This window comes from Oleiagrimonas sp. MCCC 1A03011 (assembly GCF_003267965.1).
In the GTDB taxonomy this organism is placed as follows: Bacteria; Pseudomonadota; Gammaproteobacteria; order Xanthomonadales; family Rhodanobacteraceae; genus Oleiagrimonas; species Oleiagrimonas citrea.
Genome location: NZ_MSPY01000003.1, coordinates 346,778 through 372,808 on the forward strand (window position 1 = coordinate 346,778; position 26,031 = coordinate 372,808).

At 65.0% G+C, this 26,031-nt stretch carries 23 protein-coding genes; 14 read left to right on the top strand and 9 right to left on the bottom strand.

Translation table 11 applies throughout. From position 1 onward, the window contains the following. Positions 1 to 40 precede the first annotated feature (40 nt). The gene (locus BTJ49_RS08155) at positions 41 to 835 is read left to right on the top strand and encodes a tRNA threonylcarbamoyladenosine dehydratase (RefSeq protein ID WP_113065103.1); all 795 of its coding nucleotides are present in this window, start codon (positions 41 to 43) and stop codon (positions 833 to 835) included. A 243-nt stretch (positions 836 to 1,078) separates the two neighbouring features. On the opposite strand, the gene recN is transcribed toward BTJ49_RS08155, so the two are convergent. After that, entirely contained in the window at positions 1,079 to 2,749 is a 1,671-nt protein-coding gene (recN, locus tag BTJ49_RS08160; RefSeq protein WP_113064872.1) for a DNA repair protein RecN, read from the bottom strand. Positions 2,750 to 2,910: 161 nt separating this feature from the next. On the opposite strand from recN, the gene hrcA reads away from it, so the two are divergent. The 6 genes from hrcA to dapB all read left to right on the top strand — a co-directional run bounded on the left by hrcA (position 2,911) and on the right by dapB (position 9,320). After that, on the top strand, positions 2,911 to 3,969 hold the full coding sequence (hrcA, locus tag BTJ49_RS08165; RefSeq protein WP_113064873.1) for a heat-inducible transcriptional repressor HrcA: 1,059 nt from the start codon (positions 2,911 to 2,913) through the stop codon (positions 3,967 to 3,969). A 92-nt stretch (positions 3,970 to 4,061) separates the two neighbouring features. Beyond that, positions 4,062 to 4,619 carry a nucleotide exchange factor GrpE gene (grpE, locus tag BTJ49_RS08170; protein ID WP_113065104.1) on the top strand — a complete coding sequence of 186 codons (558 nt, stop codon included), beginning with the start codon at positions 4,062 to 4,064 and terminating at the stop codon, positions 4,617 to 4,619. Positions 4,620 to 4,724: 105 nt separating this feature from the next. Further along, positions 4,725 to 6,656 (top strand): molecular chaperone DnaK, encoded by a 1,932-nt coding sequence (dnaK, locus tag BTJ49_RS08175; RefSeq protein ID WP_113064874.1) that lies wholly within the window; start codon positions 4,725 to 4,727, stop codon positions 6,654 to 6,656. 57 nt (positions 6,657 to 6,713) lie between these two features. Further along, entirely contained in the window at positions 6,714 to 7,304 is a 591-nt protein-coding gene (locus BTJ49_RS08180; RefSeq protein ID WP_113064875.1) for a TMEM175 family protein, read from the top strand. Beyond that, positions 7,301 to 8,425: a molecular chaperone DnaJ gene (gene dnaJ / locus BTJ49_RS08185; RefSeq protein ID WP_113064876.1), complete on the top strand. Its 1,125-nt coding sequence runs from the start codon at positions 7,301 to 7,303 to the stop codon at positions 8,423 to 8,425. Before BTJ49_RS08180 ends, dnaJ begins: the two co-directional genes overlap by 4 nt. 82 nt (positions 8,426 to 8,507) lie before the next feature. Next, complete coding sequence (dapB, locus tag BTJ49_RS08190) at positions 8,508 to 9,320, top strand: 4-hydroxy-tetrahydrodipicolinate reductase (RefSeq protein ID WP_113064877.1); 813 nt, start codon at positions 8,508 to 8,510, stop codon at positions 9,318 to 9,320. Positions 9,321 to 9,576: 256 nt separating this feature from the next. On the opposite strand, the gene BTJ49_RS08195 is transcribed toward dapB, so the two are convergent. The 6 genes from BTJ49_RS08195 to BTJ49_RS08220 are packed head-to-tail and all read right to left on the bottom strand — an operon-like array spanning position 9,577 to position 13,932. After that, on the bottom strand, positions 9,577 to 9,921 hold the full coding sequence (locus BTJ49_RS08195) for a hypothetical protein (RefSeq protein WP_113064878.1): 345 nt from the start codon (positions 9,919 to 9,921) through the stop codon (positions 9,577 to 9,579). Then, positions 9,918 to 11,357 (bottom strand): radical SAM protein, encoded by a 1,440-nt coding sequence (locus BTJ49_RS08200; RefSeq protein ID WP_113064879.1) that lies wholly within the window; start codon positions 11,355 to 11,357, stop codon positions 9,918 to 9,920. The genes BTJ49_RS08195 and BTJ49_RS08200 overlap by 4 nt, the downstream gene beginning before the upstream one ends. After that, positions 11,342 to 12,094: a prolipoprotein diacylglyceryl transferase family protein gene (locus tag BTJ49_RS08205; protein WP_113064880.1), complete on the bottom strand. Its 753-nt coding sequence runs from the start codon at positions 12,092 to 12,094 to the stop codon at positions 11,342 to 11,344. The genes BTJ49_RS08200 and BTJ49_RS08205 overlap by 16 nt, the downstream gene beginning before the upstream one ends. A 25-nt stretch (positions 12,095 to 12,119) precedes the next feature. Then, on the bottom strand, positions 12,120 to 12,875 hold the full coding sequence (locus tag BTJ49_RS08210) for a tetratricopeptide repeat protein (RefSeq protein ID WP_113064881.1): 756 nt from the start codon (positions 12,873 to 12,875) through the stop codon (positions 12,120 to 12,122). A 36-nt stretch (positions 12,876 to 12,911) separates the two neighbouring features. Beyond that, positions 12,912 to 13,604 (bottom strand): 2OG-Fe(II) oxygenase, encoded by a 693-nt coding sequence (locus BTJ49_RS08215; RefSeq protein ID WP_113064882.1) that lies wholly within the window; start codon positions 13,602 to 13,604, stop codon positions 12,912 to 12,914. Between the two features lie 40 nt (positions 13,605 to 13,644). Next, positions 13,645 to 13,932: an encapsulin-associated ferritin-like protein gene (locus tag BTJ49_RS08220; RefSeq protein WP_113064883.1), complete on the bottom strand. Its 288-nt coding sequence runs from the start codon at positions 13,930 to 13,932 to the stop codon at positions 13,645 to 13,647. A gap of 220 nt (positions 13,933 to 14,152) precedes the next feature. On the opposite strand from BTJ49_RS08220, the gene carA reads away from it, so the two are divergent. The 7 genes from carA to BTJ49_RS08255 all read left to right on the top strand — a co-directional run bounded on the left by carA (position 14,153) and on the right by BTJ49_RS08255 (position 24,154). After that, positions 14,153 to 15,277 carry a glutamine-hydrolyzing carbamoyl-phosphate synthase small subunit gene (gene carA / locus BTJ49_RS08225; RefSeq protein ID WP_113064884.1) on the top strand — a complete coding sequence of 375 codons (1,125 nt, stop codon included), beginning with the start codon at positions 14,153 to 14,155 and terminating at the stop codon, positions 15,275 to 15,277. Beyond that, positions 15,277 to 18,507: a carbamoyl-phosphate synthase large subunit gene (gene carB, locus BTJ49_RS08230; RefSeq protein WP_113064885.1), complete on the top strand. Its 3,231-nt coding sequence runs from the start codon at positions 15,277 to 15,279 to the stop codon at positions 18,505 to 18,507. The genes carA and carB overlap by 1 nt, the downstream gene beginning before the upstream one ends. After that, a complete protein-coding gene (gene greA, locus BTJ49_RS08235) occupies positions 18,504 to 18,980 on the top strand; it encodes a transcription elongation factor GreA (RefSeq protein ID WP_113064886.1) in 477 nt (158 codons plus the stop codon). The genes carB and greA overlap by 4 nt, the downstream gene beginning before the upstream one ends. A gap of 31 nt (positions 18,981 to 19,011) precedes the next feature. Continuing rightward, positions 19,012 to 20,931 carry an ATP-binding cassette domain-containing protein gene (locus tag BTJ49_RS08240; RefSeq protein WP_113064887.1) on the top strand — a complete coding sequence of 640 codons (1,920 nt, stop codon included), beginning with the start codon at positions 19,012 to 19,014 and terminating at the stop codon, positions 20,929 to 20,931. Positions 20,932 to 20,962: 31 nt separating this feature from the next. Further along, positions 20,963 to 21,853 (top strand): phosphoglycerate mutase, encoded by an 891-nt coding sequence (locus BTJ49_RS08245; RefSeq protein WP_113064888.1) that lies wholly within the window; start codon positions 20,963 to 20,965, stop codon positions 21,851 to 21,853. Next, positions 21,850 to 23,568: a single-stranded-DNA-specific exonuclease RecJ gene (gene recJ, locus BTJ49_RS08250; protein WP_113064889.1), complete on the top strand. Its 1,719-nt coding sequence runs from the start codon at positions 21,850 to 21,852 to the stop codon at positions 23,566 to 23,568. The genes BTJ49_RS08245 and recJ overlap by 4 nt, the downstream gene beginning before the upstream one ends. 142 nt (positions 23,569 to 23,710) lie before the next feature. Continuing rightward, complete coding sequence (locus tag BTJ49_RS08255) at positions 23,711 to 24,154, top strand: GFA family protein (protein ID WP_113064890.1); 444 nt, start codon at positions 23,711 to 23,713, stop codon at positions 24,152 to 24,154. A 70-nt stretch (positions 24,155 to 24,224) separates the two neighbouring features. Here BTJ49_RS08255 and BTJ49_RS08260 read toward each other — a convergent pair whose 3' ends face one another. Then, positions 24,225 to 24,593, bottom strand: coding sequence for a hypothetical protein (locus BTJ49_RS08260; RefSeq protein ID WP_240151699.1), 369 nt, complete (start codon positions 24,591 to 24,593; stop codon positions 24,225 to 24,227). A 784-nt stretch (positions 24,594 to 25,377) separates the two neighbouring features. After that, the gene (locus BTJ49_RS15495) at positions 25,378 to 25,887 is read right to left on the bottom strand and encodes a hypothetical protein (protein WP_146742303.1); all 510 of its coding nucleotides are present in this window, start codon (positions 25,885 to 25,887) and stop codon (positions 25,378 to 25,380) included. Positions 25,888 to 26,031: the final 144 nt, after the last annotated feature.

Below are 26,031 nucleotides of genomic sequence, written 5' to 3' on the forward strand. Positions count from 1 at the left end.
CGTGCCAAGCACGATTTCCTCCGCGGATGACGATGCCGCCATGCGGGAGCGCGTGCGCGCGGAGCGCTTCCAGGGCGTGGACCGTCTCTACGGCCGTGGCAGCGTGGAGCGGTTGTCGGGCAAGCATGTCTGTGTCGTCGGCATCGGCGGTGTGGGTTCATGGGCGGTCGAGGCGCTGGCGCGCAGCGGCATCGGACGTCTGACCCTGATCGATGCGGACGAGGTCTGTCTCAGCAACACGAACCGGCAACTTCCAGCCCTGGACGGTCAGTACGGGCGATCGAAAGTGGCCTTGATGGCCGAGCGTGCGTGCGCCATCAATCCATATATCGAGGTGGAAGGCATCGAGCGGTTTCTCACGCCGGGCTCGCTGGATGAATTACTCGACCGCGGCTACGACCTGGTGTTGGATGCCTGCGATGCTTTCCGTGTGAAGCTGGAAACCATCGCCTGGTGCCGTCGCCGCAAGCTGCCGCTGGTGGTGGTCGGGTCGGCCGGTGGGCGCGTGGACCCGACTCAGGTGCGGGTGCGCGATCTGTCGCGTACCGAGCATGACGCCATGCTCAGCCTTATTCGCAAAAAGTTACGGCAAGATTTTAATTTTCCAAGAAATTCTAATCGTTATTTCGGCGTTCCTGCTGTGTATTCGCTGGAAAACGTGCGGTATCCGCAGGAGGATGGAAGCGTTTGCGGGACACGTCCGAGCGGCGACGAGGGTTTTCGCCTGGATTGCGGTGGCGGTCTGGGCGCGGCCACGCACATCACCGGCGCGTTCGCCTTTGCCGCCGTGGGGCGGGTTCTCGAACTGCTGCTGCAGGAAAAAACGAATGCGTGAACGTATCTTGCAGGCATAAAAAACCCCCGACAGCCAGGGGAAGAGCTGTCGAGGGTTTGTTGGACCGGCGCCTATTGGGGGGAGGGGGTGGAGCCGATCCCTCGATGACCATGCGAAGCAGGCGGGTCATCTGCGGTCGCCATCACGGCGATACGGAACATTAGATGGTCCTGCATCGCGATTAGTTCAAGCCGATGTTCCGATCGGTTCAGCCGCCGTTTCTTTTTTGCCGGCGGGGCGGACTCAGCCCTGGGCCTGCTTGAGCATCTTGCGCGCGTGCGCCTCGGTCTCGCGGGTGATTTCGATGCCGCCCAGCATGCGCGCCAGCTCCCGGCTGCGCTGTTTGCCATCCAGGGTCTCGATGCGGGTACGCGTGGTGTCGTCCTCGCTCTGCTTGCTGACCTTGATGTGTGCGTGGCCCTGCGCTGCGACTTGGGGGAGATGCGTCACACACAGGGTCTGGCAGCGGTCGCCGAGCGTGCGCAGCTTCTGGCCGACGACCTCCGCCACCGCGCCGCCGATGCCGCTGTCGACCTCGTCGAAGATCATGCAACCCACACTGTCCATGCCCAGCGCGGCGACCTCGACGGCGAGACTGATGCGTGCCAGTTCGCCGCCCGAGGCGACCTTGCGCAGTGCCCGCGGCGGCTGCCCCGGGTTGGCGCTGACCTCGAATTCGCAGCGTTCTGCGCCGAGTGCGTCGGGATCGTCGCCATCACGCGGCGTGAGCGAGACCTGGAAGCGGCCTCCGGCCATGCCGAGTTCCTGCATCAATGCCGTGATCTGTTCGCCCAGCGTTGCAGCGGCCTTGGCGCGGGCCTTGCTCAGCTCGGCGGCGGCCTTGGCATAGCGGCTCGCGCATTCGTCGCGCTCGCGCCGCAGGCGTTCGAGAGTCGCGCCCGCGCCTTCCAATTCCTCGAGTTCGGTCGCCAGCGTCTCGGCTTTCTGCTGCAACTCTTCCAGCGGCAGGCGGTGACGTCGCCCCAGATCGTGCAGGCGGGCCAGGTGCTGATCGACCTCGGCGAAGCGCTCGGGGTCCATGTCCAGGTCGCTGGCGTAGTGGCCGAGGCCGTCGATGGCCTCGCCGAGCTGGATCTCGGCGTTTTCCAGTAGCGCGGCCAGTGGTTCCAGGCGACTGTCGAGTTCGGCCAGGCGGGCCAGTTCGGTCTGCGCGCGTCCGACGGCGCGGCGCGCGGCGAATTCGCTGTCGCCGTCGAGCAGCTCGCTGAGTCCGTTGGCGCCTTCCAATAGCCGGCCGGCGTTGGCCAGGCGGCGGTGGTCGGCTTCCAGCTCCTGCAGGTCTTCGGGCGCGAGGCTCCAGCGTTGCAGGGCCTCGACCTCGTGGCGCAGCAGGGCAATGCGCTCGTCGCGATCCTCGCCGCCGGTTAGTGCCTCGATGCGCCGGCCGCAGTCGCGCCAGGCGCGAGTCTGTTCGGCCACACGCTCACGCAAGGGGGCCGCCTGCGCGAACGCGTCGAGCAGGGCCAGTTGATGCGTGCGCGAGAGCAGCGCCTGGTGTTCGTGCTGACCGTGGATCTCGACAATCAGCGCCGCCAGCTCCGACAGCTGGGTCAGCGTGGCCGGCCGCCCGTTGATCCAGGCGCGGGAGCTGCCTTCGGCCTTGAGCACGCGGCGCAGATTGCAGTGCCCGTCGTCGTCCAGCTCCTGCTGGGCCAGCCAGTCCCGCGCGGCGGGCAGGGCGGACAGGTCGAATTCGGCCGAGAGCTCGGCACGGTCGCTACCGGCGCGGACCAGCGCGCTATCGGCGCGGGCGCCGGACAGCAGCATCAGCGCGTCGACAAGCAGGGACTTTCCGGCACCGGTCTCACCGGTGACCACGGTCATGCCGGGGCCGAAGCCGATCTCGGCTTCCTCGACCACGGCGAAATTGCGCACGTAAAGCGAGCTGAGCATAGACAAACCCGGACGATGACGTCGCTGATTGTAGCGATACGCGTCTCATATCTGCAGACAGCGGACGATCTTCAATCGAGGCGAGGTGGACACGAGGGGCTTGCAACGCTCGCGTTCAACCCTTATTCAGTCCACAGGTATCCACGCAAACCCGGTTTTTCATGAGCCCATCGCACGGTCCGGATCTCGACGCACGCTCCCGCCGCCTTCTGCGCGCGCTGATCGGCCAGTACCTGACCGACGGCGAGCCGGTCGGTTCGCGCACGCTGTCCAAGTCCTCGGGACTGGACGTGAGCCCGGCGACCATCCGCAACATCATGGCCGATCTGGAGGAATCCGGTCTGGTGGCGTCGCCACACACGTCCGCCGGACGCATTCCCACGCCGCGCGGGCTGCGCCTGTTCGTGGACAGCCTGCTTGAGCTGCGTCCGCTGACCGGCGAAGACCTGGCGCGCCTGCGCCAGCAGCTTCCACCGACACCGAACAGCTCGCTGGACCTGTTCAACAGCACCTCGTCGCTGCTTTCGGCGATGACCCATTTCGTCGGTCTGGTAACTGTGCCGCGACATTCGGACTTCTCCCTTCGCCACATCGACTTCGTGCCGCTGGAAGGCGCGCGTGTACTGGTCATTCTGGTGTTTGCCGACAACCAGGTGCAGAACCGCGTGGTGCAGCTGAGTGAGCCGTTGAGCGCGGGAGCGCTGGAACAGGCGGCGAATTACCTCAACAGCGAATTCGCCGGGCTGCGTCTGGACGAGATCCGCACGCGCCTGCTGGCCGAGCTGAAGGCCGCCGGCCACGAATTGAACGAATTGCTGAGCAATGCGGTGGAGCTGGCTTCGGCCTCGTTCGCGCCGCAGGCCGAGGCCGACATGGTGCTCAGCGGGCAGACCAACCTGATGGGCTATCAGGAGCTGTCCGACCTGGATCGCCTGCGTGAACTGTTCGAGGCCTTCCAGCGCAAGCGCGATCTGATGCAGTTGCTGGATGTGTGCGCGAAGGCCCCCGGCGTGCGCCTGTTCATCGGTGAGGAGTCGGGTTACGCCGCGCTCGACGGCTGCTCCGTGGTGACCGCCACCTATGGCACCGAGGGCCGCGTGCTGGGCACAGTAGGCGTGATCGGACCGACCCGCATGGCCTACGATCGCGTGATTCCCGTCGTGCAGGCGACCGCCGGATTGCTCGGCGATGCCTTGAATCGCGTCACGGCGACCCTATAACCCTCGCCAGAGCGGTCGTTTCCGCACACCAACCCAAACCGAACCGGCCTGCGGCGCTGTCGCGGGTCCTCATGAAGTTGCCTGGAGCCATGATGGAAGACACCAAGCCGAACGCACCGGACACGGCGCCCGATCAGGAGCCGTCCAGCACGTCGCAGGACGGCGAGACCTCGATGCAGGAGCTGGAAACCCTGACCGCCCAATTGGCCGAGGCCGAGCGCAGCGTCGCGGACATGCGCGACACCCTGCTGCGCGAGCGTGCCGAGATCGAGAATCAGCGCCGCCGCCTGCAGCGCGAGCTGGAACAGGCCCGCCGCTTCGCCAACGAGCGCGTGCTCTCGGACCTGCTGCCGGTCTGCGACAGCCTGGAGCAGGGCCTGGCCGTGCAGACCGAGGAGGTCGCGCCACTGCGCGAAGGCATGCAGCTGACGCTCAAGTCACTGTTGAAGGTCGCCGAGCAGAACGGCCTGAAGGCGATCGACCCGCTGCACAAGCCGTTCGATCCGGAACAGCACCAGGCCATGAACATGGTCGAGACCGATCAGCACGCCCCCGACACCGTCGTCGCCGTGCTGCAGAAGGGCTACGTACTCAACGACCGACTGCTGCGCCCTGCGCTGGTTGCGGTCGCCAAGGCGCCCAGCGCCTGAAAAACCGTGCCGCGCGCGTCTTGAATCGCCGCGCGGCATCCCCCACCTAGAAATCAACGGCGGCCGCGGGGGCCGCATCACAGAAATTTTCGGAGAGTGAAGACCATGGGCAAGATCATCGGTATCGACCTCGGCACCACCAATTCGTGCGTGGCGGTGATGGAGGGTTCATCCACGCGCGTCATCGAGAATTCCGAGGGTGACCGCACCACGCCTTCCATCGTCGCCTTCAGCAAGGACGGCGAAGTGCTGGTGGGCGCCTCGGCCAAGCGTCAGGCGGTGACCAATCCGGCCAACACCTTCTACGCGGTCAAGCGTCTGATCGGCCGCAAGTTCAAGGACGCCGAAGTGCAGAAGGACATCGACCTGGTGTCCTACAAGATCTTCGAGCACGACAACGGTGATGCCTGGGTGCAGACCTCCGACGGCAAGAAGATGGCGCCGCCGGAAGTGTCGGCCAAGGTGCTGATGAAGATGAAGAAGACCGCCGAGGACTTCCTGGGCGAGCCGGTCACCGAAGCCGTCATCACGGTGCCCGCGTACTTCAACGATTCGCAGCGTCAGGCGACCAAGGATGCCGGCAAGATCGCCGGTCTGGAGGTCAAGCGCATCATCAACGAGCCGACCGCGGCCGCGCTGGCCTATGGCCTGGACAAGAAGGGCGGCGACCGCAAGATCGCGGTCTACGATCTGGGCGGCGGCACGTTCGACGTGTCGATCATCGAGATCGCCGAAGTCGATGGCGAGAAGCAGTTCGAAGTGCTGGCCACCAACGGCGACACGTTCCTGGGCGGCGAGGACTTCGATCAGCGCGTCATGGACTACCTGGTCGACGAGTTCAACAAGGATCAGGGCATCGATCTGCGCAAGGACCCGCTGGCCCTGCAGCGTCTGAAGGACGCCGCCGAGCGCGCCAAGATCGAGCTGTCCTCCAGCCACCAGACCGAGGTCAACCTGCCGTACGTGACGGCCGACGCCTCCGGTCCCAAGCATCTGAACATCAAGCTGACCCGCGCCAAGCTGGAAGCGCTGGTCGGGGACCTGGTCAAGCGTTCCATCGATCCGTGCCGCACCGCGCTGGATGACGCCGGTCTGCGTGTGTCCGACGTCGACGAGGTGATCCTGGTCGGTGGTCAGACCCGCATGCCCAAGGTGCAGGAAGCGGTCAAGGACTTCTTCGGCAAGGAGCCGCGCAAGGACGTCAATCCGGACGAGGCCGTGGCCGTGGGCGCGGCGATCCAGGGCGGCGTGCTGGGTGGCGACGTCAAGGACGTCCTGCTGCTGGACGTGACCCCGCTGAGCCTGGGCATCGAGACCATGGGCGGCGTGTTCACCAAGCTGATCGAGAAGAACACCACGATTCCGACCAAGGCGTCGCAGATCTTCTCCACCGCTGACGACAACCAGACCGCGGTCACCGTGCACGTGCTGCAGGGCGAGCGCGAGCAGGCGCAGTACAACAAGTCGCTGGCCCGCTTCGACCTGGCCGGTATCGATCCCGCGCCGCGCGGCATGCCGCAGATCGAGGTCAGCTTCGACATCGACGCCAACGGCATCCTGCACGTGCACGCCAAGGACAAGAAGACGGGCAAGGAACAGAAGGTCGAGATCAAGGCCGGCTCGGGTCTGTCCGAGGAAGAAGTCGAGCGCATGGTCGCCGACGCCGAGTCGCACCGCGAGGACGACAAGAAGTTCCAGGAACTGGTCACCACGCGGAACAAGGCCGACCAGATGGTGCATGCCACCCGCAGCGCGCTGAAGGAGCACGGTGACAAGGCCGGCGACCAGATCGGCGGCATCGAGGAGGCGCTGTCGGATCTCGAGAAGGCGATGGAAGGCGACGACAAGGACGCCATCGAGTCCAAGATGAGCAAGCTCGAGCAGGTCGCGCAGCCGCTGTTCGCGGCGGCCCAGGGCGCCGGTCAGGCCGGTCCCGAGGCGGCCGGTCAGCAGGCCCCGGGTGGCGGTTCGGCCCAGCCCGAGGACGTGGTCGACGCCGAATTCACCGAAGTGAAGGACGACGACAAGAAGAGCTGAGCGAAATCGGGCCGGACGGCGTGACCGTCCGGCCCTCTTCGTTCGTGGGGGGGCACGGTGAACAAGGGGCGACTGGAAGCATTCAGCGACGGCGTGCTGGCCATCGTCATCACCATCATGGTGCTGGAGATGAAAGCCCCGCATGGCACCGACCTGGCTTCGCTGCTGCCCGTGTTGCCGGCTTTTCTCAGTTACGTTCTCAGCTTCGTCTACGTCGGCATCTACTGGAACAACCATCACCATTTCCTGCAGGCCGCTCGGCATGTCAGCGGATCGGTGCTATGGGCCAATCTGCATCTGTTGTTCTGGCTGTCCCTGTTTCCGTTCGCGACCGCATGGATGGGTGAGAACCATTTCGCCGCCGTACCGGTGGCGTTGTATGGTGTCGTGCTGCTGATGGCCGGACTGGCCTGGCAGCCTTTCCAGTTCACCTTGATTCGCGCCAACGGCGGGCGCGATGGGGAGATGGCGCGAATGCTGCTGTCACGCCGTGACTGGAAAGGTATCCTTGCGCCGCTTCTTTATGCCTGTGCGATCCCGCTGGCTTTCGTCAGCGTCTGGTTCTCGGGCTTGATTTACATCCTCGTTGCCTCGATGTGGTTGGTACCCGATCGACGCATCGAAGGCTCAATGAAACATCGCTCATGAGCAAGACCTGCTACTACGAAACCCTGGGTGTCGAGCGCAGTGCCGACACGGCCACGATCAAGAAGGCATTCCGTCGCGTGGCGATGAAATGCCATCCCGACCGCTGTCCGGACGATCCCGAGGCGCAGGAGCGCTTCAAGGAGGCCAAGCAGGCCTACGAGATCCTGTCCGATGCCGACAAGCGAAGCATGTACGACCAGTACGGCCATGCGGCGTTCGAAGGCGGCATGGGCGGCGGTCACGGCGCTGGCGGATTCGGCGACATGGGCGACATCTTCGGCGATATCTTCGGCGACATCTTCGGTGGCGCCGGCCGACGCGGCCCGCAGCGCGGTTCCGATCTGCGCTACATCCTCGAGATGGACCTGGAAGAGGCCGTGTTCGGCCTCGAGAAAGAGATCAAGGTTCCGACCCTGGTCGCCTGCGACGACTGCCAGGGCAGTGGCTCGGAGGACGGCAAGCTCGATACCTGCGGGACCTGCAACGGTCACGGTCAGGTGCGCATGCAGAACGGCATCTTCTCGATCCAGCAGCCCTGTCCGCATTGCGGCGGTAGCGGGCGTTCGATCAAGAACCCGTGCAAGACCTGCAAGGGCGAGGGGCGCTACCGCAATACCCGCACGCTGTCGGTGAACATTCCCGCCGGCGTCGACACCGGCGACCGCGTGCGCCTGACCGGGCAGGGCGAAGCCGCCCCGGCGGGCGGGCAGGCCGGTGACCTGTACGTCGAAGTGCGCGTGCGTCCGCACAAGATTTTCCAGCGCGAAGGCAACGACCTGCATTGCGAAGTGCCGATCCGCTTCACCCAGGCGGCGCTTGGTGCGACGCTGACGGTGCCGACGCTGGAGGATGACGTCGAGATCAATCTGCCGCCGGAGACCCAGACCGGGCAGACTTTCCGTCTGCGCGGCCGTGGCGTGAAGTCGCCGCGAGGCGGCCGGGTCGGCGACCTGATCTGCCAGGTGGTCGTGGAAACGCCGGTGCGCCTGACCCGCGAACAACGCGAGTTGCTGGAATCGTTCGAGGAAACCTTCGGCGGCGAGCACAGCATGGAGCATTCGCCGCGCGCCAAGAACTGGTTCGACGGGGTCAAGGATTTCTGGTCCCGCGTGACTTCCTGAATCTGCGAATCCGGCGTTTGCGCCGCGTCCTGGACGCGTTAGGATGGCCGGATTCCGAATCGGCGTGAGCGCCAGGGTAGTCATGAATCAAGCACTTCGCATCGCCATCAGCGGCGCCTCCGGACGCATGGGGCGCGCGTTGATCGCGCGCAGCCGCAGTGATCGCCGTGTGCGCGTGCAGCGCGCCGTGATCGATGCGCGATCGGAGCTCGTTGGACATCCCCTGCAGCAGCCGGCCACGCCGGAGTCGCTGCGGTACAGCAATGGCTGGGAAGGCGCTGGCGCGCTGGATGTGGTGATCGATTTCAGCACGCCGGTCGGTTTGGGCAACGCACTCGATTACTGTCTGACCGAGGGGGTCCCCCTGGTGGTCGGCACTACCGGTTATGACGCGGCACTGCGTGATCGCCTGATGCATGCGGCCGAGCATATTGCCATCCTGCAGGCTGCCAATTTCAGTCTCGGCGTCGCCGTGCTGCAGCGTCTCCTGCGCGACGCTGCGCGGGCCTTGCCCGAGTGGGATCTGGAAATCATCGAAGCGCACCATGGCCGCAAGGAGGATGCGCCATCCGGAACGGCTATCGCTCTGGGCGAAACGGCGGCCAAGGCGCGCGGCACGACGCTGGACGAACAGGCCGTCTATGCGCGAGAGGGGCATCCCGGACCTCGCAAGTCCGGCGAAATCGGTTTTTCCGTCATCCGCGGCGGCGACATTGTCGGCGAGCACATCGCCATGCTCGCCGGAAACGGCGAGCGTCTTGAGCTTGCGCATCGCGCCACGGATCGCGGCATTTTCGCTCGCGGCGCGCTGGAAGCTGCAGTATGGCTGTCGGGTCAGCCGGCGGGCCACTACGGCATCGCCGACATGCTAGAAGGTCGCCTGCAGGGCGTCTGATTCCCGCGGTTCGACCTGCCGACGCGCCGGCTCGGGGAATCGGCGTGACCCTCTGTACGCCGTTGAAGCCATGTGACGCATGCGATGCTGCCGTATGCGTTCGCGTGTTCGTGTCGACGTTTCTGTCGTGGACTCAGATTGCGATATTCGGGAAACCATTTGCGCTCGAACGGCGAGCCGGTGCGCGTATGGGTTCGGCGTCCATCGCGGATGAAGGCGCAGTCGTTTAGCGAGTCGAAGCGAAGGTGCTCTGAGGCTATCTGAAGCCCCCGCTGAACAGCAGTCCGAAGCAGGCCGCCACCAGCAGCAGTGCCACAGCCAGCAGCGAAGCCAGTCCCAGCAGCAGTCCCTGGCCGGTGCGTGGAATGCCTTTCGCATAGAACACCGCCGCGGCGACGCCGACCAACAGCTCCGGAATAGGCAGGAAGGTGGCCGCGCGGAACGGCATCAGCAGCAGGTGTCCCAGAATCATGATCAGCCACGCCAGACCGATGCCGGCGGCGATGGAGCCGCGGCGCTGCGGCGGCGAGGGCTCGCCCTGCGGTGGGACGGGAGGCGGCTCGGGAGCGGGCGCGGGCGGATCGAGCTCGATATCGCTCATGCGGAGACATCCTCTTCGACAGGATAGGCGCGCTCGACTTCCTCGCGCAGGTTGCGCAGGCGGTCGGCGAGATCGTCGCGATAGAACAGATTGAACGTGTCGAACGGCACGATGGTGCCGTCCGGCTGCGCGATGTGGACGCAGGACTTCTTCACCGCGCGCAGGTCGAAGCCATGGGCATCAATGAACTGCATGATGAGCACGCGGAACACATTGCGGTAGCCCAGATCAGCCGGCGCCTGCACCTGCGGCAGGCAGCACAGCAGGTCGGACAGCGAGCAGGCCTGGTCCTCGGGCGAGTGATTGGTCGCGAACAGTTCGAAGACATGCGCACGAAGGTCCTCGTCGCGCTCGACGACGATGGTGTTGCGGCCTTTCTCGACTAGCGTCTGTGGCGACACGAAGCGGGTCAGCGGCACGGTCTCGTCGCCCAATTTCAGAGCATAGGCCATGGCCAGGCAGTCCGGATTGCACGGCACCGGGATCAGGTCGTCCGATTCGAACAGCGGCGACTGTTCGAGGATGCGGCGGCGCACCTCGCTGAGCGTCAGGCGGTCGGTGGCCGGATCGTAGTGCTCCAGCCGGCCGGCGGCCTGGATCGGCTGGAAGGTCACGCCGCGCACGCAGGGTTGCTTCAGGGCAAAGTCGATGATCTCGCCCAGCTCGCCGTCGTTGAGTCCTTTCTTCACCGTCACCACGAGCGTGGTGGAAATGTCGTGGCGATTGAGCTGTTCGAGCGCCTTGAGGCGAATGTCGCGCAGCTTCGCGCCGCGCAGATCCTTGTGCACGTCGTCGCGCAGCGAGTCGAACTGCAGGTACAGCTCGAAACCGGGCTGGTAGTCGGCCAGACGTGCGGCGAAATCAGGTTCCTTGGCAATGCGCAAGCCGTTGGTGTTGACCATCAGGTGACGGATCGGGCGTGCGCGTGCGGCGTCCAGAATCTCGAAGAACTGCGGGTGCAGCGTCGGTTCGCCACCGGAGATCTGCACCACGTCCGGTTCGCCCTCGTTGGCGACCACGGCATCGAGCATGCGTTCGACGGTCGGCAGATCGCGGAACCCGGGCCGGTGCGGGCCGCTGTCGGCGTAGCAGATCGGGCAGCGCAGGTTGCAGTGATCGGTGATCTCGATCAGGGTCAGGCAGCTGTGCTGCATGTGCTCTGGACACAGGCCGCAGTCGTAGGGGCAGCCCCAGCGCTGTGGGGTGTTGAAGCGTTGCGGCAGTTCCGGGGGCTTGATGAAGACTTCGCGGCAGCGTCGGTAGTACGCCGCGTCGTCGGCGATCAGCACGCGCTCGCGGCCATGCAGCGGGCACCATTTCTCCAGGTACACGCGCTCGTCCTTGATCAGGATCTTCGCCTCGACCCGTCGCAGGCATTGCGTGCATACCGAAACGGCGCTGTCGTAGAACAGGTACGGCCTTACCTTCGCGCCCAAGTCGCTTTTCTCCCCATCACCATGGTCTGCACGATACGCGGAACGGCACGCGCGTAGTAGAGCAGTCCGGCCACGCACAGCCACTGCAGCCCGGTCAGCCCCAGCGGCCAGATATAGAACACCGGCTTGATGAACTCGACCAGCAGGCGGAACGCCAGATAGCCGATCATGAATGCGCGAAAGCGATCGCCGGGCAGGGTGAAGCGATGCCAGCGAGCGCGAATCCAGGCGTATTGCGCCAGCAGGAAGACGATTTCGTAGAGTTGGGTCGGATGCCGTGCGATGCCGTCGCCGAAGTCCACACCCCAGGGCAGGGTGGTCGCGATGCCGTAGGTGTGATCGCCCAGTCCGCCCAGGAAGCAGCCGATGCGGCCGATGCACATGCCCACGGTCAGCGGCAGCACGAAGTTGTCGCCGGTGGACTGACGCACGCCCCAGAAACGCTTGACGACCTCGACGCCGAGCAGTCCGCCGAGCAGGGCGCCGATGATCGACTTGCCTTCCAGCAGATGGCGCCAGTCGGGAAAGTGGGCGAATGCGGCCAGGGGATCGTCCAGCCAGTAGGACATCTTCGCGCCCAGCGCTGCGCCGACGATGGCGCCGACCGCCACCACGGCCATCAGGTCGCGGTCGTGCACGCTGCCGTCGACCCCGCGTCGGCGCTGCCACAGATAGGTCTGGAATCCCGCCGAGTAGGCGAGCACCTCGAATACCGTGTGCCAGACGACGGGCGTCATCGGACGGCGATATCCGACGGCGACGTCATCCGCGTGCGCCCAGTTGCGTCAGCTCCTGACGCGCCGCGCGGAGCCAGGGGCGCTCCTTGCGGCGGTAGTAGGCGGGCATCGAGCGGGCTTGCTTCAGCTGTGCCGCGAACACGTCACGCGCCTCGGCATGGCGTTCAGCGCGATGCAACAGGTGACCGTAGCGGTAGCGACCCTCCTCGCCGGGATAGCTGCGCGCCAGCACGCTGTATGCCTGCAATGCCGCAGCGGTATCGCCCAGCGCTTCGAGACAGCGGGCGTGCAGCAGGTCGCCTTCGTGGGATGTGTAGTTCGGATTGGTCCGTGCGAGGGCGTCCAGGGTGTCGCGCGCGGCTGCGAAATCGTCCTGGCCGCCCTGTGCCCGAGCCAGGCCGAGCATGAAGTCAGGGTCCTCGGCATACAGTCCCTTGAGCAGGCCGCGATAGAGTTCCTCGGCGTTGGTGTAGTCGCCGAGTTCGAGGCATTCCTCGGCCAGGTGTCGGCGATTGTCGATGGTGTCGCTCGTTTCCAGGCGTCGTTGCAAGGCGCGCCGACGGCGTGCCGGGTCGAGGGTCTGCATGGCCTTGCGAGCGGCCTTGCGGCCTCCCGGATTGCTCTGGAGATCCGGAATCACCGCAGCCAGCACGTAGATCGCGACGCCCAGATACGAGGCGATCAGCAGCAGCCAGATCCAGTACAGGGAGCGACCGCTGCGGATCACGTGGACAGCGCAGGCGATCTGCAGGGCAAGGGAAACCAGAAAAAGAGCGGGCATCGCGGATCCTTGGCGGTACAGGCTTCGCTGTCTCGCTCAGTCGCGATGCGCGGCGTTGCGGTCGCGGCCGGCGCCGAGCTTCTTGTCGAGGCCGCCGAACAACTTCTTGAACAGGCGCGAGAACTTGCCGCGCTTGGTCTTGCGCAGCTTGGCTTCCTCGCTGACCAGCCAGGCGACCTGGATCACCCGGCGCTCGCCCTCGTATGGCAGGTGACCGTGGAAGGAGTTCTCCGAACGCTTGAAGACCGCGAACTTGCCGTACAGGGGCTGCAGTTCAGGTACCAGCATGGCGTCGATGTCGTCGATCTTCTTCAGGAATCGCAGGCAGCCGTCGCTGGTGTCGGGCCACGACTCGTTGAGGTAGAGCAGGGCGGTGGCGACCTTGGACTTGCTGTCGGTGTGGATGGTGCCGTGACGGCGGTTGAGGTGCCGGCACAGCGTGACCAGCGTGGGGTACTGGCCGAGGTTCTCGATGCCGAGCCGCGTGCCGATCGCGCTGGCGATCTCCGGTGCGGTCAGTTGCTCGATGACGGTGTTGATCGTCGGTCCGCAGTCGGCCGGGTCCCATGGAAAGAAACCGGCTTCGTCGTAGCGCGGGAAATCCCGCTCGAGCTCGCCTCGCGCCGCATCGGGAAGCTGCTCGTGCGCGATCAGGAAGGAGAACGGTTCCGAGCAGACCGTGGTGTCGGCGCGTTCGAGGCGGGCGGGATCGATCAGTGTCGTCGTCATGGGGCATGCACGCGAATCGGAAAAGGCGTGGAGAACGGGGCTAGTCGTGGCGAAGCGGCTTGTCGGTGAACAGAAATTCCTTCATCTGGTCGGAGAAGAAGCCGTCGTGACGGCGAATCCATTCCAGCACCATCGCGGCGTGTTCCTTTTCCTCGTCGCGGTTGTGCTCGAGGATGGCCTTCAGCTCCTCGTCCTTGCAGGCGCTGGCGCGCTGGTTGTACCAGTCCACGGCTTCCAGCTCTTCCATCAGGGACACGATGGCGCGGTGCATGTCGCGCACTTCGTCGCTGAGTTCCTCGATCGGTTCGTGGTACTGGTCGCTGGCCATGCGCGGCTCCTTGTGCGTGCAGTGAATTGAATTTGTCCGGACAGTCTAGCGCCAGACTCCGGTTCCACGGCAAATGCAGCGGACATTCATCCGAACAGGTGGACATCGCCGGTGCCGACGCTTAACATTGTGGCCCGCCCGAAAACCCTTTTTTCGCGAGTCCCTCAGGCCAGTCACACCGGCCTGCGGGTTTTGCTGCACCTGCTGAAGGCGGCCCCCGATGACCCCAGCTCTGTTAGTTCTTGAAGACGGTAGTGTTTTCCGCGGCCACGCGGTCGGCGCCACCGGTTCCACCGTCGGGGAGGTGGTGTTCAACACCGCCATGACCGGCTACCAGGAAATCCTCACCGATCCCTCCTACGCTCGTCAGCTGGTCACGTTGACCTATCCGCACATCGGCAACACCGGCTGCAATGCCGCCGATGCCGAATCCGACCGCATTCAGGCTGCCGGCCTGATCGTGCGCGACGTGCCGCGCCGCGCCTCGAATTGGCGCAGCGAAGAAAGTCTGTCTGCCTATCTGGAACGTTCCGGCGTGGTGGCCATTGCCGGCATCGACACGCGCCGCCTGACGCGCATCCTGCGCGACAAGGGCGCGCAGGCCGGCTGCATCGTCGCCGGCGATGCCATCGACGAGGAATCGGCGCTGGCGCAGGCGCGCGCCTTCCCCGGCCTGAACGGCATGGATCTGGCCAAGGAAGTCACCACGGCGTCAAGCTACGCCTGGTCCGAAGGCGTGTACGACCTCGATCGCACGGCCTTCAATACCACCGAAGCCCGCTTCAAAGTCGTCGCCTACGATTTCGGTATCAAGCGCAACATCCTGCGTCTGCTGGCCGAGCGCGGCTGTGACCTCACGGTGGTGCCCGCGCAGACGCCGGTCGAGGACGTCCTGGCGATGCAGCCAGACGGTGTGTTTCTGTCCAACGGACCCGGCGATCCGGCGGCGTGCGAGTACGCGGTTGCCGCCGCGCGCACGCTGCTGGACAAGAAGATCCCGCTGTTCGGCATCTGCCTGGGACACCAGATCATGGCGCTGGCCGTGGGCGCGAAGACACTGAAGATGAAGTTCGGCCACCACGGCGCCAACCATCCGGTGAAGGATCTGGACGACGGCCGCGTGCTGATCACCAGCCAGAACCACGGCTTCGCGGTCGATCCGGATTCGCTGCCCGAGCAGGCCCGAGTCACGCACCAGTCGCTGTTTGATGGCTCGCTGCAGGGCTTCGCGCTGACCGACCGGCCCGCGTTCTGCTTCCAGGGACACCCGGAAGCCAGTCCCGGCCCGCACGACATCGACTACCTCTTCGACCGTTTCGCCACCCTGATGCAGGAGGCCCGCTGATGCCCAAGCGCACCGATATCCAGAGCATCCTGATCATTGGCGCCGGCCCGATCGTCATCGGTCAGGCCTGCGAGTTCGACTACTCCGGCGCACAGGCCTGCAAGGCGCTGCGCGAGGAGGGCTATCGCGTCATTCTGGTCAACTCCAATCCGGCCACGATCATGACCGACCCGGAGATGGCCGACGCGGTCTACATCGAGCCGATCACCTGGCAGACCGTCGAGCGCATCATCGCCAAGGAGAAACCTGACGCGGTGCTGCCGACCATGGGCGGACAGACGGCGCTGAACTGCGCGCTGGAACTGGCTGACCACGGCGTGCTCGAGAAGTACGACGTGGAGCTGATCGGCGCTTCGCGCGAAGCCATCCGCATGGCCGAGGACCGCGAACTGTTCCGTAACGCCATGAACGAGATCGGCCTGGAGTCGCCGCGCTCGGAAATCGCGCGTTCGATGGAGCAGGCCTGGGAAATCCAGGAGAAGCTGGGCTTCCCGAGCATCATCCGTCCGTCTTTCACCATGGGCGGCTCCGGCGGCGGCATCGCCTACAACCGCGAGGAGTTCGAGGAGATCGTCAAGCGCGGCCTCGAACTGAGCCCGACCCACGAAGTGCTGATCGACGAATCGGTGCTGGGCTGGAAGGAATTCGAGATGGAAGTGGTCCGCGATCATGCGGACAACTGCATCATCGTGTGCTCGATCGAGAATCTCGATCCGATGGGCGTGCACACCGGCGACTCGATCACCGTGGCGCCGGCGCAGACCCTGACCGACAAGGAATACCAGCGCCTGCGCGACGCTTCGCTGGCGGTGCTGCGCAAGATCGGTGTGGACACCGGCGGCTCCAACGTGCAGTTCGGCGTCAACGCCGAGACCGGTCGCGTGGTGGTCATCGAAATGAACCCGCGTGTGTCGCGTTCGTCGGCATTGGCCTCGAAGGCGACCGGCTTCCCGATCGCCAAGGTTGCGGCGAAGCTGGCGGTTGGCTACACGCTGGACGAGCTGAAGAACGAGATCACCGGCGGCAAGACACCGGCTTCGTTCGAGCCGGCCATCGACTATGTGGTCACCAAGATCCCGCGTTTCGCCTTCGAGAAGTTCCCGGCCACCAATGCACGCCTGACGACGCAGATGAAGTCGGTGGGCGAGGTGATGGCCATCGGCCGCAGCATGCATGAATCGCTGCAGAAGGCGCTGCGCGGACTGGAAACCGGCAAGAACGGTCTCGACCCGACCGGTCTGGACCTGAACGACGACGAGGATCTGGCCACGCTCAAGCGCGAGCTGCGTCAGCCCGGGCCGGAGCGCATCCTGTACCTGGGCGACGCCTTCCGCGCCGGTCTGTCGCTGGACGACGTGCACGCGCTGACCGCGGTCGATCCGTGGTTCCTGGCGGCGATCGAGGACATCGTCCTCGCCGAGGGCGAGCTGCGTGAGCAGGGGCTGTCCTCGCTGGACGCCGCGCGCATGCTGGAACTCAAGCGGCTGGGCTTCTCCGACGCGCGCATGGCCACGCTGCTGGACACCGACGAGGCCGCCGTGCGCCACTTGCGTCGCACGCTGGACGTGCGTCCGGTCTACAAGCGGGTGGATTCGTGCGCGGCCGAGTTCGCCACCTCGACCGCCTACATGTACTCGACCTACGAGGAAGAGTGCGAGTCCGATCCCAGCGACCGCCGCAAGATCATGGTGCTGGGCGGCGGACCGAACCGCATCGGCCAGGGCATCGAGTTCGACTACTGCTGCGTGCACGCCGCGCTGGCACTGCGCGAGGACGGGTTCGAGACCATCATGGTCAACTGCAACCCGGAGACGGTTTCGACCGACTACGACACCTCCGACCGCCTGTACTTCGAGCCGTTGACGCTGGAAGACGTGCTGGAGATCGTCGACAAGGAGAAGCCCGAGGGCGTGATCGTGCAGTACGGCGGGCAGACCCCGCTGAAGCTGGCGCGCGCGCTGGAAGCGGCCGGCGTGCCGATCATCGGCACCAGCCCGGATTCCATCGATCTGGCCGAGGACCGCGAGCGTTTCCAGCAGCTGATCGACCGGCTGAATCTGAAGCAGCCGCCCAACCGCATCGCCCGCAGCGCCGAGGAAGCGCTGACGCTGGCGCGCGAGATCGGCTATCCGCTGGTGGTGCGTCCGAGCTACGTGCTGGGCGGTCGCGCGATGGAGATCGTCTACGCCGACGCCGATCTGGAACGCTACATCCGCGAGGCAGTGCGCGTGTCCGAATCCTCGCCGGTGCTGCTGGACCGCTTCCTCGACCACGCGGTCGAGGTCGATGTCGACATCATCGCCGACGCCGAGGGCAACGTGCTGATTGGCGGCATCATGGAGCACATTGAGGAGGCCGGTGTGCATTCCGGCGATTCCTCGTGCTCGCTGCCGCCGTACTCGCTGACGCCGGCGCTGCAAGACGAATTGCGTCGCCAGGTCACGCTGCTGGCGCGCGAGCTGAAGGTCATCGGCCTGATGAATACCCAGTTCGCGGTGCAGGGCGGCGAGACCGTGTTCATTCTGGAAGTGAACCCGCGTGCCTCGCGCACCGTGCCGTTCGTGTCCAAGGCCACCGGCCAGCCACTGGCCAAGATCGCCGCGCGCTGCATGGCCGGCCGTGATCTGATCGCACAGGATGCGACGCGCGAAGTCGTGCCCGACTACTATTCGGTGAAGGAAGCGATCTTTCCGTTCTTGAAGTTCCAGAACGTCGACCCGATTCTGGGACCCGAGATGCGCTCGACCGGCGAGGTGATGGGCGTGGGGCGCGACTTCGGTGCCGCCTTCGGGCGCGCGCACGAGGCCGCCGGCATCCGCAAGCCGCCGCTGGGCAAGGTGTTCCTGTCGGTGCGCGACGCCGACAAGGATCGCCTGCTGTCGATCGCACAGGACATCCACAAGCGCGGATACGGCCTGGTCGCCACACGCGGCACCGCGGCCTTCCTCAACGACCACGGCGTGACCTGCGAGCACATCAACAAGGTGCTGGAAGGCCGTCCGCACATCGTCGATCTGATCAAGAACGGCGAGATCGTCTACATCGTCAACACGACCGAAGGCAAGCAGGCGATCGCCGACTCGTTCTCCATTCGTCGTGAGGCGCTGCAGCAGCGCGTCACGTACTCCACCACCATCGCAGGCGCGCGTGCCCTGCTGCATTCGCTGGATTCCCGCGACGGCGGCAGCGTGCACAGCCTGCAGGAACTGCACAAGGAGCTTGAAGCATGAACCGTGCGCCCATGACCAAGAAAGGCGCCGAGCGCCTGCGCAAGGAACTGGAACGCCTCAAGGGCCAGGAACGTCCGCGCGTCATCGAAGCCATTGCCGAAGCGCGTGCGCACGGCGACCTGAAGGAAAACGCCGAGTACCATGCGGCCCGCGAGCAGCAGAGCTTCATCGAGGGCCGCATCAACGAGCTGGAAGCCACGCTGTCCACGGCGCAGGTGATCGACACGAGCACGCTCAATGCCGGTGCCAAGATCGTGTTCGGCGCCATCGTCAATCTCGAGGACGAAGACAGCGGTGACGAGGTGACCTACCAGATCGTCGGCGACCTGGAAGCGGACATCAAGCAGAACCTGATTGCCGTGTCCTCGCCGATCGCGCGTGCGTTGATCGGCCGGCTGGAAGGCGACAGCATCGAGTTCGAGGCGCCCAAGGGCGTGAAGAACTACGAGATCATCGCCGTTCGCTACGAGTGAACGACGGGTTGGCCGGCGGAGCGCATAGACGGTGATCGCCTTTCGCGAATTCGGCCTGCGTCGCGGTCCGCGCGCACTGCTCGAAGGCATCGACCTGACGCTCCACGCCGGCTGGAAGGTCGGTGTGGTCGGCCGTAATGGCTGCGGGAAGTCGAGCCTGTTCGCGGCCATCCGCGGCGAGCTGGACAGCGACACCGGTTCGATGGAGATCCCCTCGGGCATCCGCATGGCCTCGGTGGCGCAGGAAACGCCGGCGCTGCCCGACGCGGCCATCGACTACGTGCTGGGCGGCGATGTCGAGCTGGCGGCGGCGCTTGATGCCGAGGCGCGCGCGCAGGAGGCTGGCGATCATGCCGTTGTGGCAACGGCGCATCAGCGCATCGAGGCGCTGAACGGCTACGACGGCCGCGCTCGCGCTGGACGACTTCTGCACGGCCTCGGCTTCGCGCCGGACACGCACGAGAAACCGGTGGCGTCGTTCTCCGGCGGCTGGCGCGTGCGTCTGAATCTGGCCCGTGCGCTGATGGCGCCGTCCGAGCTGCTGCTGCTGGACGAGCCGACCAACCATCTCGACCTCGACGCCGTACTGTGGCTGGAGAACTGGCTGCGTCACTATCCGGGCATGCTGCTGGTCATCTCGCACGACCGCGAATTCCTCGACGGCGTCGTCTCTCACGTGCTGCACCTGCACACGGGCACCGGACGCCTGTACACGGGAAACTACACCGCGTTCGAGCGCCAGCGTGCCGAGCAGCTGCGCCAGCAGCAGATCGCGCACGAGAAAGAGCAGGCCGAGCGCGCACACCTGCAGTCCTTTGTCGACCGCTTCCGCGCCAAGGCCAGCAAGGCCAAGCAGGCGCAGTCACGCATCAAGCGTCTGGAAAAGCTGGCCGGCACCGAGGCCGTGCGCGTGGAGCGGCCGTTCCATTTCCGTTTTCCCGAACCCGGACGGCTGCCGACCTCGATGCTGGGACTGGACCAGGCCGACCTTGGATATCCGTCCCGCGAGGGGCAGGGCGGCGCGGCTTGCATCCTGCGTGACACGACTCTGCGGCTCGAAGCCGGTGACCGTGTCGGGCTGCTGGGCATCAACGGTGCGGGCAAGTCCACGCTGGTGAAATCGCTGGTCGGCGACCTCGCCTTGCTGGACGGCGAGCGTAGCGCGCACAAAGACCTGCGTATCGGCTACTTCGCCCAGCACACCGTGGAGAGCCTGCGCGCCGGCGCCAGTCCGTTCGATCATCTGGCCGAACGCGCACCCGGCGTGTCGCAGCAGGAGCTGCGCGACTGGCTCGGGCAGTGGCAGTTCGCCGGTGACCGCGCATTCGAGCCGGTCGACGGATTCTCCGGCGGCGAACGAGCGCGGCTGGCACTTTCGCTGATCGCCTGGGACAAACCCAATCTTCTGCTGCTCGACGAGCCGACCAACCACCTCGACCTGGACATGCGCGAGGCGCTGGTCGATGCGCTGGAAGACTACGAAGGTGCCCTGGTGCTGGTCTCGCATGACCGCCATCTGCTGGGACTGGTCTGCGACCGTTTCTGGCGCATCGGCGAAGGCGCGCTGCACCGGTTCGACGGCGACCTCGATGACTATGCCCGGTGGCTGCGCAACCGCGATACCGGAACCGACTCGTCGTCCGAGGCCTCGTCGGCGCAGCCTTCGGCGCGTGAGCGACGCCGCGCGGCAGCCCAGCAGCGCGAGCGTGCTCGCCCCATGCTGAAGGCGGCACAGACGGCGGAAAAGCGCATGCAGGCCATCGAACGCGAGCTGGCCGAGATCGAATCGCGCATGGCCGACCCGGCGCTCTACACCGAGCAGCCGCGCGAGGCGGCCGAACTCGGCAAGCGCCAGGGCGAACTGCGCGCCGAGCACGATACGCTGGAGACTCAGTGGCTGGAACTGCATGAGCAGATCGAGGCGCTGCAGGACGAGCCTGCGCAGGCATGATCCTGTCTTCTGAGCGATTCCGGAACTAGCCATGCTGCATGTGTTGCTGCCCAACTTTGCCCATTGCGGTCAGGATCGTTTGCTTCGGACCTGGCTGATTCGCGGTGACCGATTGCCCGATGCCGTGCACGGCTATTCCGCAGCGCTGGGCGCGCACTTTCGCTGGCCCTCGGGTGATCTGCCGGCGGGCGCTCTGCTGCGCGAAGCCGAGCGGGGGGATGCCGAGGGAGATACCTGGTTATGCGCCGATCCGGCCTTCGTGCAGCCCGACATGACCGGAGCACGCATGCTCGCATGCGGCACGCTGGATCTGACTGCCGAGGAGGCCGAATCGCTGGCGCGGCCCCTGCGACCGCTGTTCGGCGATCGCGGCTTTCTGCTCGAACTGACTACGCCCTCGCGTTGGCATCTGCATATGCCGAGGGATGCCCAGCCACCAGCCTTCGCCGCGCCGGATCGAGTGCTGGGCGACGATCTGCTGACGTATCTGCCGCAGGATGCGCGTCATGCGAGCTGGCGCGAGTTGTTCAACGAGGCACAGATCCTGCTGCACCAGCATCCGCTCAACGCCGAGCGCCGCGCACGCGGCCAGATGCCGGTGAACTGCCTGTGGCTGTGGGGCGGTGGACGCCTGCCATCCTGGGTCAAGGCCGACATCGAGCGTATCCACACGCATGATGCGCTGGCTCGCGTGCTGGCCGAACGGGCCAGGGTCGCGGTCGCGGATGTGCAGGATTTCGACCCCGATGCCGCCGGCGACGTGCTGCTGGATCTGGAAGCCGGACTGCGTCCGGAGGCGCACTGGCCGTTGCTGGAGCGGGCGCTGAAGCGGCACAAGGCCATGCATCTGGATTTCGCCAGCGGCGAACGCATGCTGGTGCGCCACGCCCATCGCTGGCGCATCTGGCGGAAGGTGGCATGAGACGGACGACGCTGCGCCAGCGACATTGTCCCGATCTGCGAATCGACTGGCCCGATACGCTGCACCCGGTCCTGCGACGCGTCTATCTGGCTCGTGGCGTGGCGTCCGCGGAACAGATCGACCACGCGCTGACCGCCCTGACGCCGCCGCAGGCGCTCGGCGGCCTCGATGCGGCCGTCGAGGTCCTGGCGCAGGCCATCGCAGAGGGGCAGCGCATCGTCATTGCCGGCGACTACGATTGCGATGGCGCGACCGGCATGGCGGTCGCCGTGCGCGGGCTGCGCATGCTCGGCGCAACCCGCGTCGGATTCGTGGTGCCCAATCGATTCGAGCATGGCTACGGTCTCAGCCCGGCGCTGGTGGGTTCGCTAGGCGAGAGGCCGGACGTGCTGGTCACGGTCGACAACGGCATCGCCAGCGTCGCCGGCGTGGCCGCGGCGCGCGAGCGAGGCATCCGGGTGGTCGTGACCGACCATCACCTGCCGGGTCCGCAGTTGCCGGAGGCCGACGCCATCGTCAATCCGAACCTGCCCGGCGACGCCTTTCCCAGCAAGGCGCTGGCCGGCGTCGGCGTGATGTTCTATCTGCTGCTGGCGCTTCGCGCCCGACTGGAACGCGAAGGCCGGTTCGCAGCCGGTGTGCGGCCGAATCTGGCGATGCTGCTGGACCTGGTCGCGCTGGGCACGGTCGCCGATGTGGTGCCGCTGGATCGCAACAATCGTGTGCTGGTCGAGAACGGCCTGCGTCGCATCCGCGCCGGTCGCGGCTGCGCGGGCATCCAGGCGCTGGTCGAAGCCTCCGGGCGCAGCATTGCCACCCTGACGGCTTCGGACATGGGGTTCTCCGTGGGGCCGCGCCTGAACGCAGCGGGACGGCTGGAAGACATGACCCTGGGCGTGGAATGCCTGCTCACCGACGATGCGGCGCGCGCGCGCGAGCTGGCGGAACTGCTGTCGTCGATCAATGCCGAGCGCCGTCAACTGCAGGCCGGCATGGTGGCCGAGGCCGAGCGCATGGTCGAGCGCACCGATGTGCCGGATGCGACCGGCGTCGCACTCTACGACGAGGGGTGGCATCCGGGCGTGGTCGGCCTTGTGGCCTCGCGCCTGAAAGAACGGCTGCATCGCCCGGTCGTGGCGTTCGCGCCGTCCGATGTAGGCAGCGACACGCTGCGCGGTTCAGCGCGCTCGATTCCGGGCTTCCATGTTCGCGATGCGCTGGCCGAGGTCGACGCCCGGCATCCCGACTTGATGGGCCCGTTCGGCGGCCACGCCATGGCGGCGGGACTCAGTCTGGCCGCGGATCGCTTCGACGCCTTCGCGCAGGCCTTCGACGATGTCGTCCGCGACCGCATGCAGGCCGAGTGGCTGGAGTCCGTGCTGTGGACCGATGGCGAGCTGGGGGCGGGCGAGATGAATCTGGAACTGGCGCGCGTCTTGCGCCTGGCCGGTCCGTGGGGACAGGCGTTTCCGGAGCCGCTGTTCGAGAACACCTTCGAATGCTTGCGGCGCCGGCCCATGGGCAGCACCGGTACGCATGCGCGCTTCCATCTCCGCGATCCGCGAGATGGCAGCATGATCGACGCGGTGATGTTCAATATCGATCCCGAACTTCCCGACGTGCCAAACCTTCGCGCGGCCTACAGTCTGGTCGTCAACGACTGGCAGGGCCGGGAAACACCTCGTCTGCTGTTGCGCCACATCGAGCCGGCGTAGGCACACCTGCCGACAGGAATCTCGCTGGCTTGCGCCAGAAGCCAGCGACCTGGCCGTGCGGGATCGGACATAGGTTCCATTGCGCGAAGCAGGGCTTGTCCGCATGCTGGACCGGCGATTCGTTGCGACGGAGGCTTCTGTCATGAACACGCCAGACGTTCAACCCACGCATGTCGCGCGTTGCTTTTGCGGCGCGGTCGAACTCGAACTTCGCGGTGAACCCGCCGACGCCGGGTACTGCCACTGCGAATCCTGTCGACACTGGTCGGCGGGGCCGGTCAATGCCTTCAGCCTATGGCCGAAGGAGGCAGTGCATGTGCGCCAGGGCGAGGACCGGTTGGCGCATTACGCCAAGCATCCGCGCAGTGTCCGTCATTGGTGCTCGAATTGCGGTGGTCATTTGTTCACCGAACACCCGGAGTGGGGACTGATCGATGTGTTCGCCGCCGTGATCGAGGATTTCGATTTCGTGCCGTCCGTGCATGCGAACTATCAGGAAACCGTGCTGCCGATGCACGACGGTCTGACCAAGTTCCGCGATTTTCCCGAACCCCTCGGTGGCAGCGGGGAGATCATCGCGGAGTAGCGCGGGTCCACGCACGAAAGCGGCGCTGGACAACGCCCGGCCGGGGCGGCGTGCACTAGGCCGGGCGGAGTCACGCGGTCACTTCGCGTGCCTTTTCACGCTGTGCTTCTTCCTCGGGCGGGAAGTGATACCAGTCGACGTGCGGTGAAACCTTTTTGCAAACAAGGCATTGGGTGGTTTCCCAGTGGTGTCCGCAGCCGGGGCAGCAGCCGCCGGTCCAGAAGGTGTTCCAGCGGGTGCCGCAGCCGCCTTTCGAGCGTGCGCAGATCCAGCGGCTGTCGCCGCGTGGGTGCCACTGGCAGGCGGGGCAGTAGATTTCGGGTTCGCGTGTCATGGTGATGCGGTGCTGGGCTGACTGCACCATGATGCAGTCTGTTGGGGGCTTCAAGAGCGTTCCGTCTGGCTGGCGCCGGCCGGGTTCATTTTCTTGCTTGCCCACGAAAACGACCGAAGGGAGTGCCCGTGGTGCGAACCAAAAGAAGGGCACCCCGCGTCCGCGCTCTCCGGAGCTTCGCTCCTCCAGGTCCGCTCCGGGTTCCGGGGGTGTTTCGACAGCACATCCTGTGCTGACGAAACACTGGCGCACATCCTTGTGCGCCACCCTTCGGGCCTGATCCTCCACCCTCCGCCACTACCGAAGGGGAGGGGCGCAGGCTGGGTTCTTCGGCAGCGATTAATTGCCTCTGCCTCTATATTCACCCTTGCTCCGGCGCGGCTTGCTGTAGCGCTTGCCTGGAGTTCCTGTGTATTGGTCAACGGACTTTCGGCCATCTGAGGTCTCTACGGTTACTGCGAAATGTCGACCCAGGATTGGATCAGTGCCAAATCGAGCGGATATGGTTTTGATTTCAGACACCTCAATGCCATGCTCCTTCGCCAACTCCGGAAGTCGTTCCGAAAAGCGCACAATTGCTTGGCGGAGGTTCGAGGAAATGGGACTGCCTGACGTTGATCCACATAGGAAGTCAACGATGATGTGACCCTCCGGGGAGGCGGAGGCCTCGCCAAACACATCGACGTAGTAGATGCCCGCCATGAAGCAAATTCCGCTTGCAAGCGAATCTGCGACATTGTGTCCGAACGATGTGAGTTCACCGATTTTCATGATTAGACTTATGACGGAATATATTTGTGCTATCTAACGCCCATATTTAGGGGCGGTCGGCGAAGCCGGGCGACCCAGTGAGGAGTAGGGCGATGAACGCCTATAACTTCTTGTTAGTCTAAGGCTTTTCACCATGTTCCCAACGTGCGGACCTTGCTGCTTCTAAGGCGCCTGAAAGGGGCATTTCTCTCTCACCTTCACAACAATTTCCCTTGATGGTGCAATAGGCCTCATTCTGAATTGAGGTTTTTCCGCATCCAGTACATTGTAAGAACATATCGCTCCAACCCCAGGCTTCGGGGTTTTTTCCGTGAAAACCCCATCCCTTCATATACCCATCGTAAGGCTCGGGGTCGGGGATCTCAGAAAATACGATGAACAGAGGTTTTCCAATTTGCTTTGAAAATTCCAGATAAAGGCTTTCGTCATAATCTCGCGTTCCTTTTACCTCGAAGTATCCAAACTGAGGCAAATAGAAATCCGGAAGGTATGGTTTTCCATTAACCACGAAACCTTGCGGCTCGTATATCCATTCGAGCTTGGCGTTTTCGAAAAATACTGCCCACCTCGCTTCGAGGCGAGAGCGGAAACGGTATCCCTTGTACGACGTTTCAATTGCTTTAATCATTTCTCGGTCGTTTTGAGGCTAACGCTTGAGTTAAGACGCCGGCCGCTGGCATAGCCAGTAGGCGGTCGGCTTGAACTAATTGTTAGGCAAGGCCTGCCGAACTGCTCAAGATCGCATATCCATGCCTAACGCCTAGGTTCACCC

What these genes read in the sequence shown, in the direction of transcription:
- recJ (WP_113064889.1), top strand. Translation starts at nt 21,850, where the DNA reads ATGAGACGGACGACGCTGCGCCAGCGACATTGTCCCGATCTGCGAATC.
- BTJ49_RS08255 (WP_113064890.1), top strand. Translation starts at nt 23,711, where the DNA reads ATGAACACGCCAGACGTTCAACCCACGCATGTCGCGCGTTGCTTTTGC.
- dnaK (WP_113064874.1), top strand. Translation starts at nt 4,725, where the DNA reads ATGGGCAAGATCATCGGTATCGACCTCGGCACCACCAATTCGTGCGTG.
- dnaJ (WP_113064876.1), top strand. Translation starts at nt 7,301, where the DNA reads ATGAGCAAGACCTGCTACTACGAAACCCTGGGTGTCGAGCGCAGTGCC.
- carB (WP_113064885.1), top strand. Translation starts at nt 15,277, where the DNA reads ATGCCCAAGCGCACCGATATCCAGAGCATCCTGATCATTGGCGCCGGC.
- hrcA (WP_113064873.1), top strand. Translation starts at nt 2,911, where the DNA reads ATGAGCCCATCGCACGGTCCGGATCTCGACGCACGCTCCCGCCGCCTT.
- carA (WP_113064884.1), top strand. Translation starts at nt 14,153, where the DNA reads ATGACCCCAGCTCTGTTAGTTCTTGAAGACGGTAGTGTTTTCCGCGGC.
- BTJ49_RS08210 (WP_113064881.1), bottom strand. Translation starts at nt 12,875, where the DNA reads ATGCCCGCTCTTTTTCTGGTTTCCCTTGCCCTGCAGATCGCCTGCGCT.
- BTJ49_RS08155 (WP_113065103.1), top strand. Translation starts at nt 41, where the DNA reads ATGCGGGAGCGCGTGCGCGCGGAGCGCTTCCAGGGCGTGGACCGTCTC.
- greA (WP_113064886.1), top strand. Translation starts at nt 18,504, where the DNA reads ATGAACCGTGCGCCCATGACCAAGAAAGGCGCCGAGCGCCTGCGCAAG.
- recN (WP_113064872.1), bottom strand. Translation starts at nt 2,749, where the DNA reads ATGCTCAGCTCGCTTTACGTGCGCAATTTCGCCGTGGTCGAGGAAGCC.
- BTJ49_RS08215 (WP_113064882.1), bottom strand. Translation starts at nt 13,604, where the DNA reads ATGACGACGACACTGATCGATCCCGCCCGCCTCGAACGCGCCGACACC.
- BTJ49_RS15495 (WP_146742303.1), bottom strand. Translation starts at nt 25,887, where the DNA reads ATGATTAAAGCAATTGAAACGTCGTACAAGGGATACCGTTTCCGCTCT.
- dapB (WP_113064877.1), top strand. Translation starts at nt 8,508, where the DNA reads ATGAATCAAGCACTTCGCATCGCCATCAGCGGCGCCTCCGGACGCATG.
- BTJ49_RS08205 (WP_113064880.1), bottom strand. Translation starts at nt 12,094, where the DNA reads ATGACGCCCGTCGTCTGGCACACGGTATTCGAGGTGCTCGCCTACTCG.
- BTJ49_RS08245 (WP_113064888.1), top strand. Translation starts at nt 20,963, where the DNA reads ATGCTGCATGTGTTGCTGCCCAACTTTGCCCATTGCGGTCAGGATCGT.
- BTJ49_RS08220 (WP_113064883.1), bottom strand. Translation starts at nt 13,932, where the DNA reads ATGGCCAGCGACCAGTACCACGAACCGATCGAGGAACTCAGCGACGAA.
- BTJ49_RS08195 (WP_113064878.1), bottom strand. Translation starts at nt 9,921, where the DNA reads ATGAGCGATATCGAGCTCGATCCGCCCGCGCCCGCTCCCGAGCCGCCT.
- grpE (WP_113065104.1), top strand. Translation starts at nt 4,062, where the DNA reads ATGGAAGACACCAAGCCGAACGCACCGGACACGGCGCCCGATCAGGAG.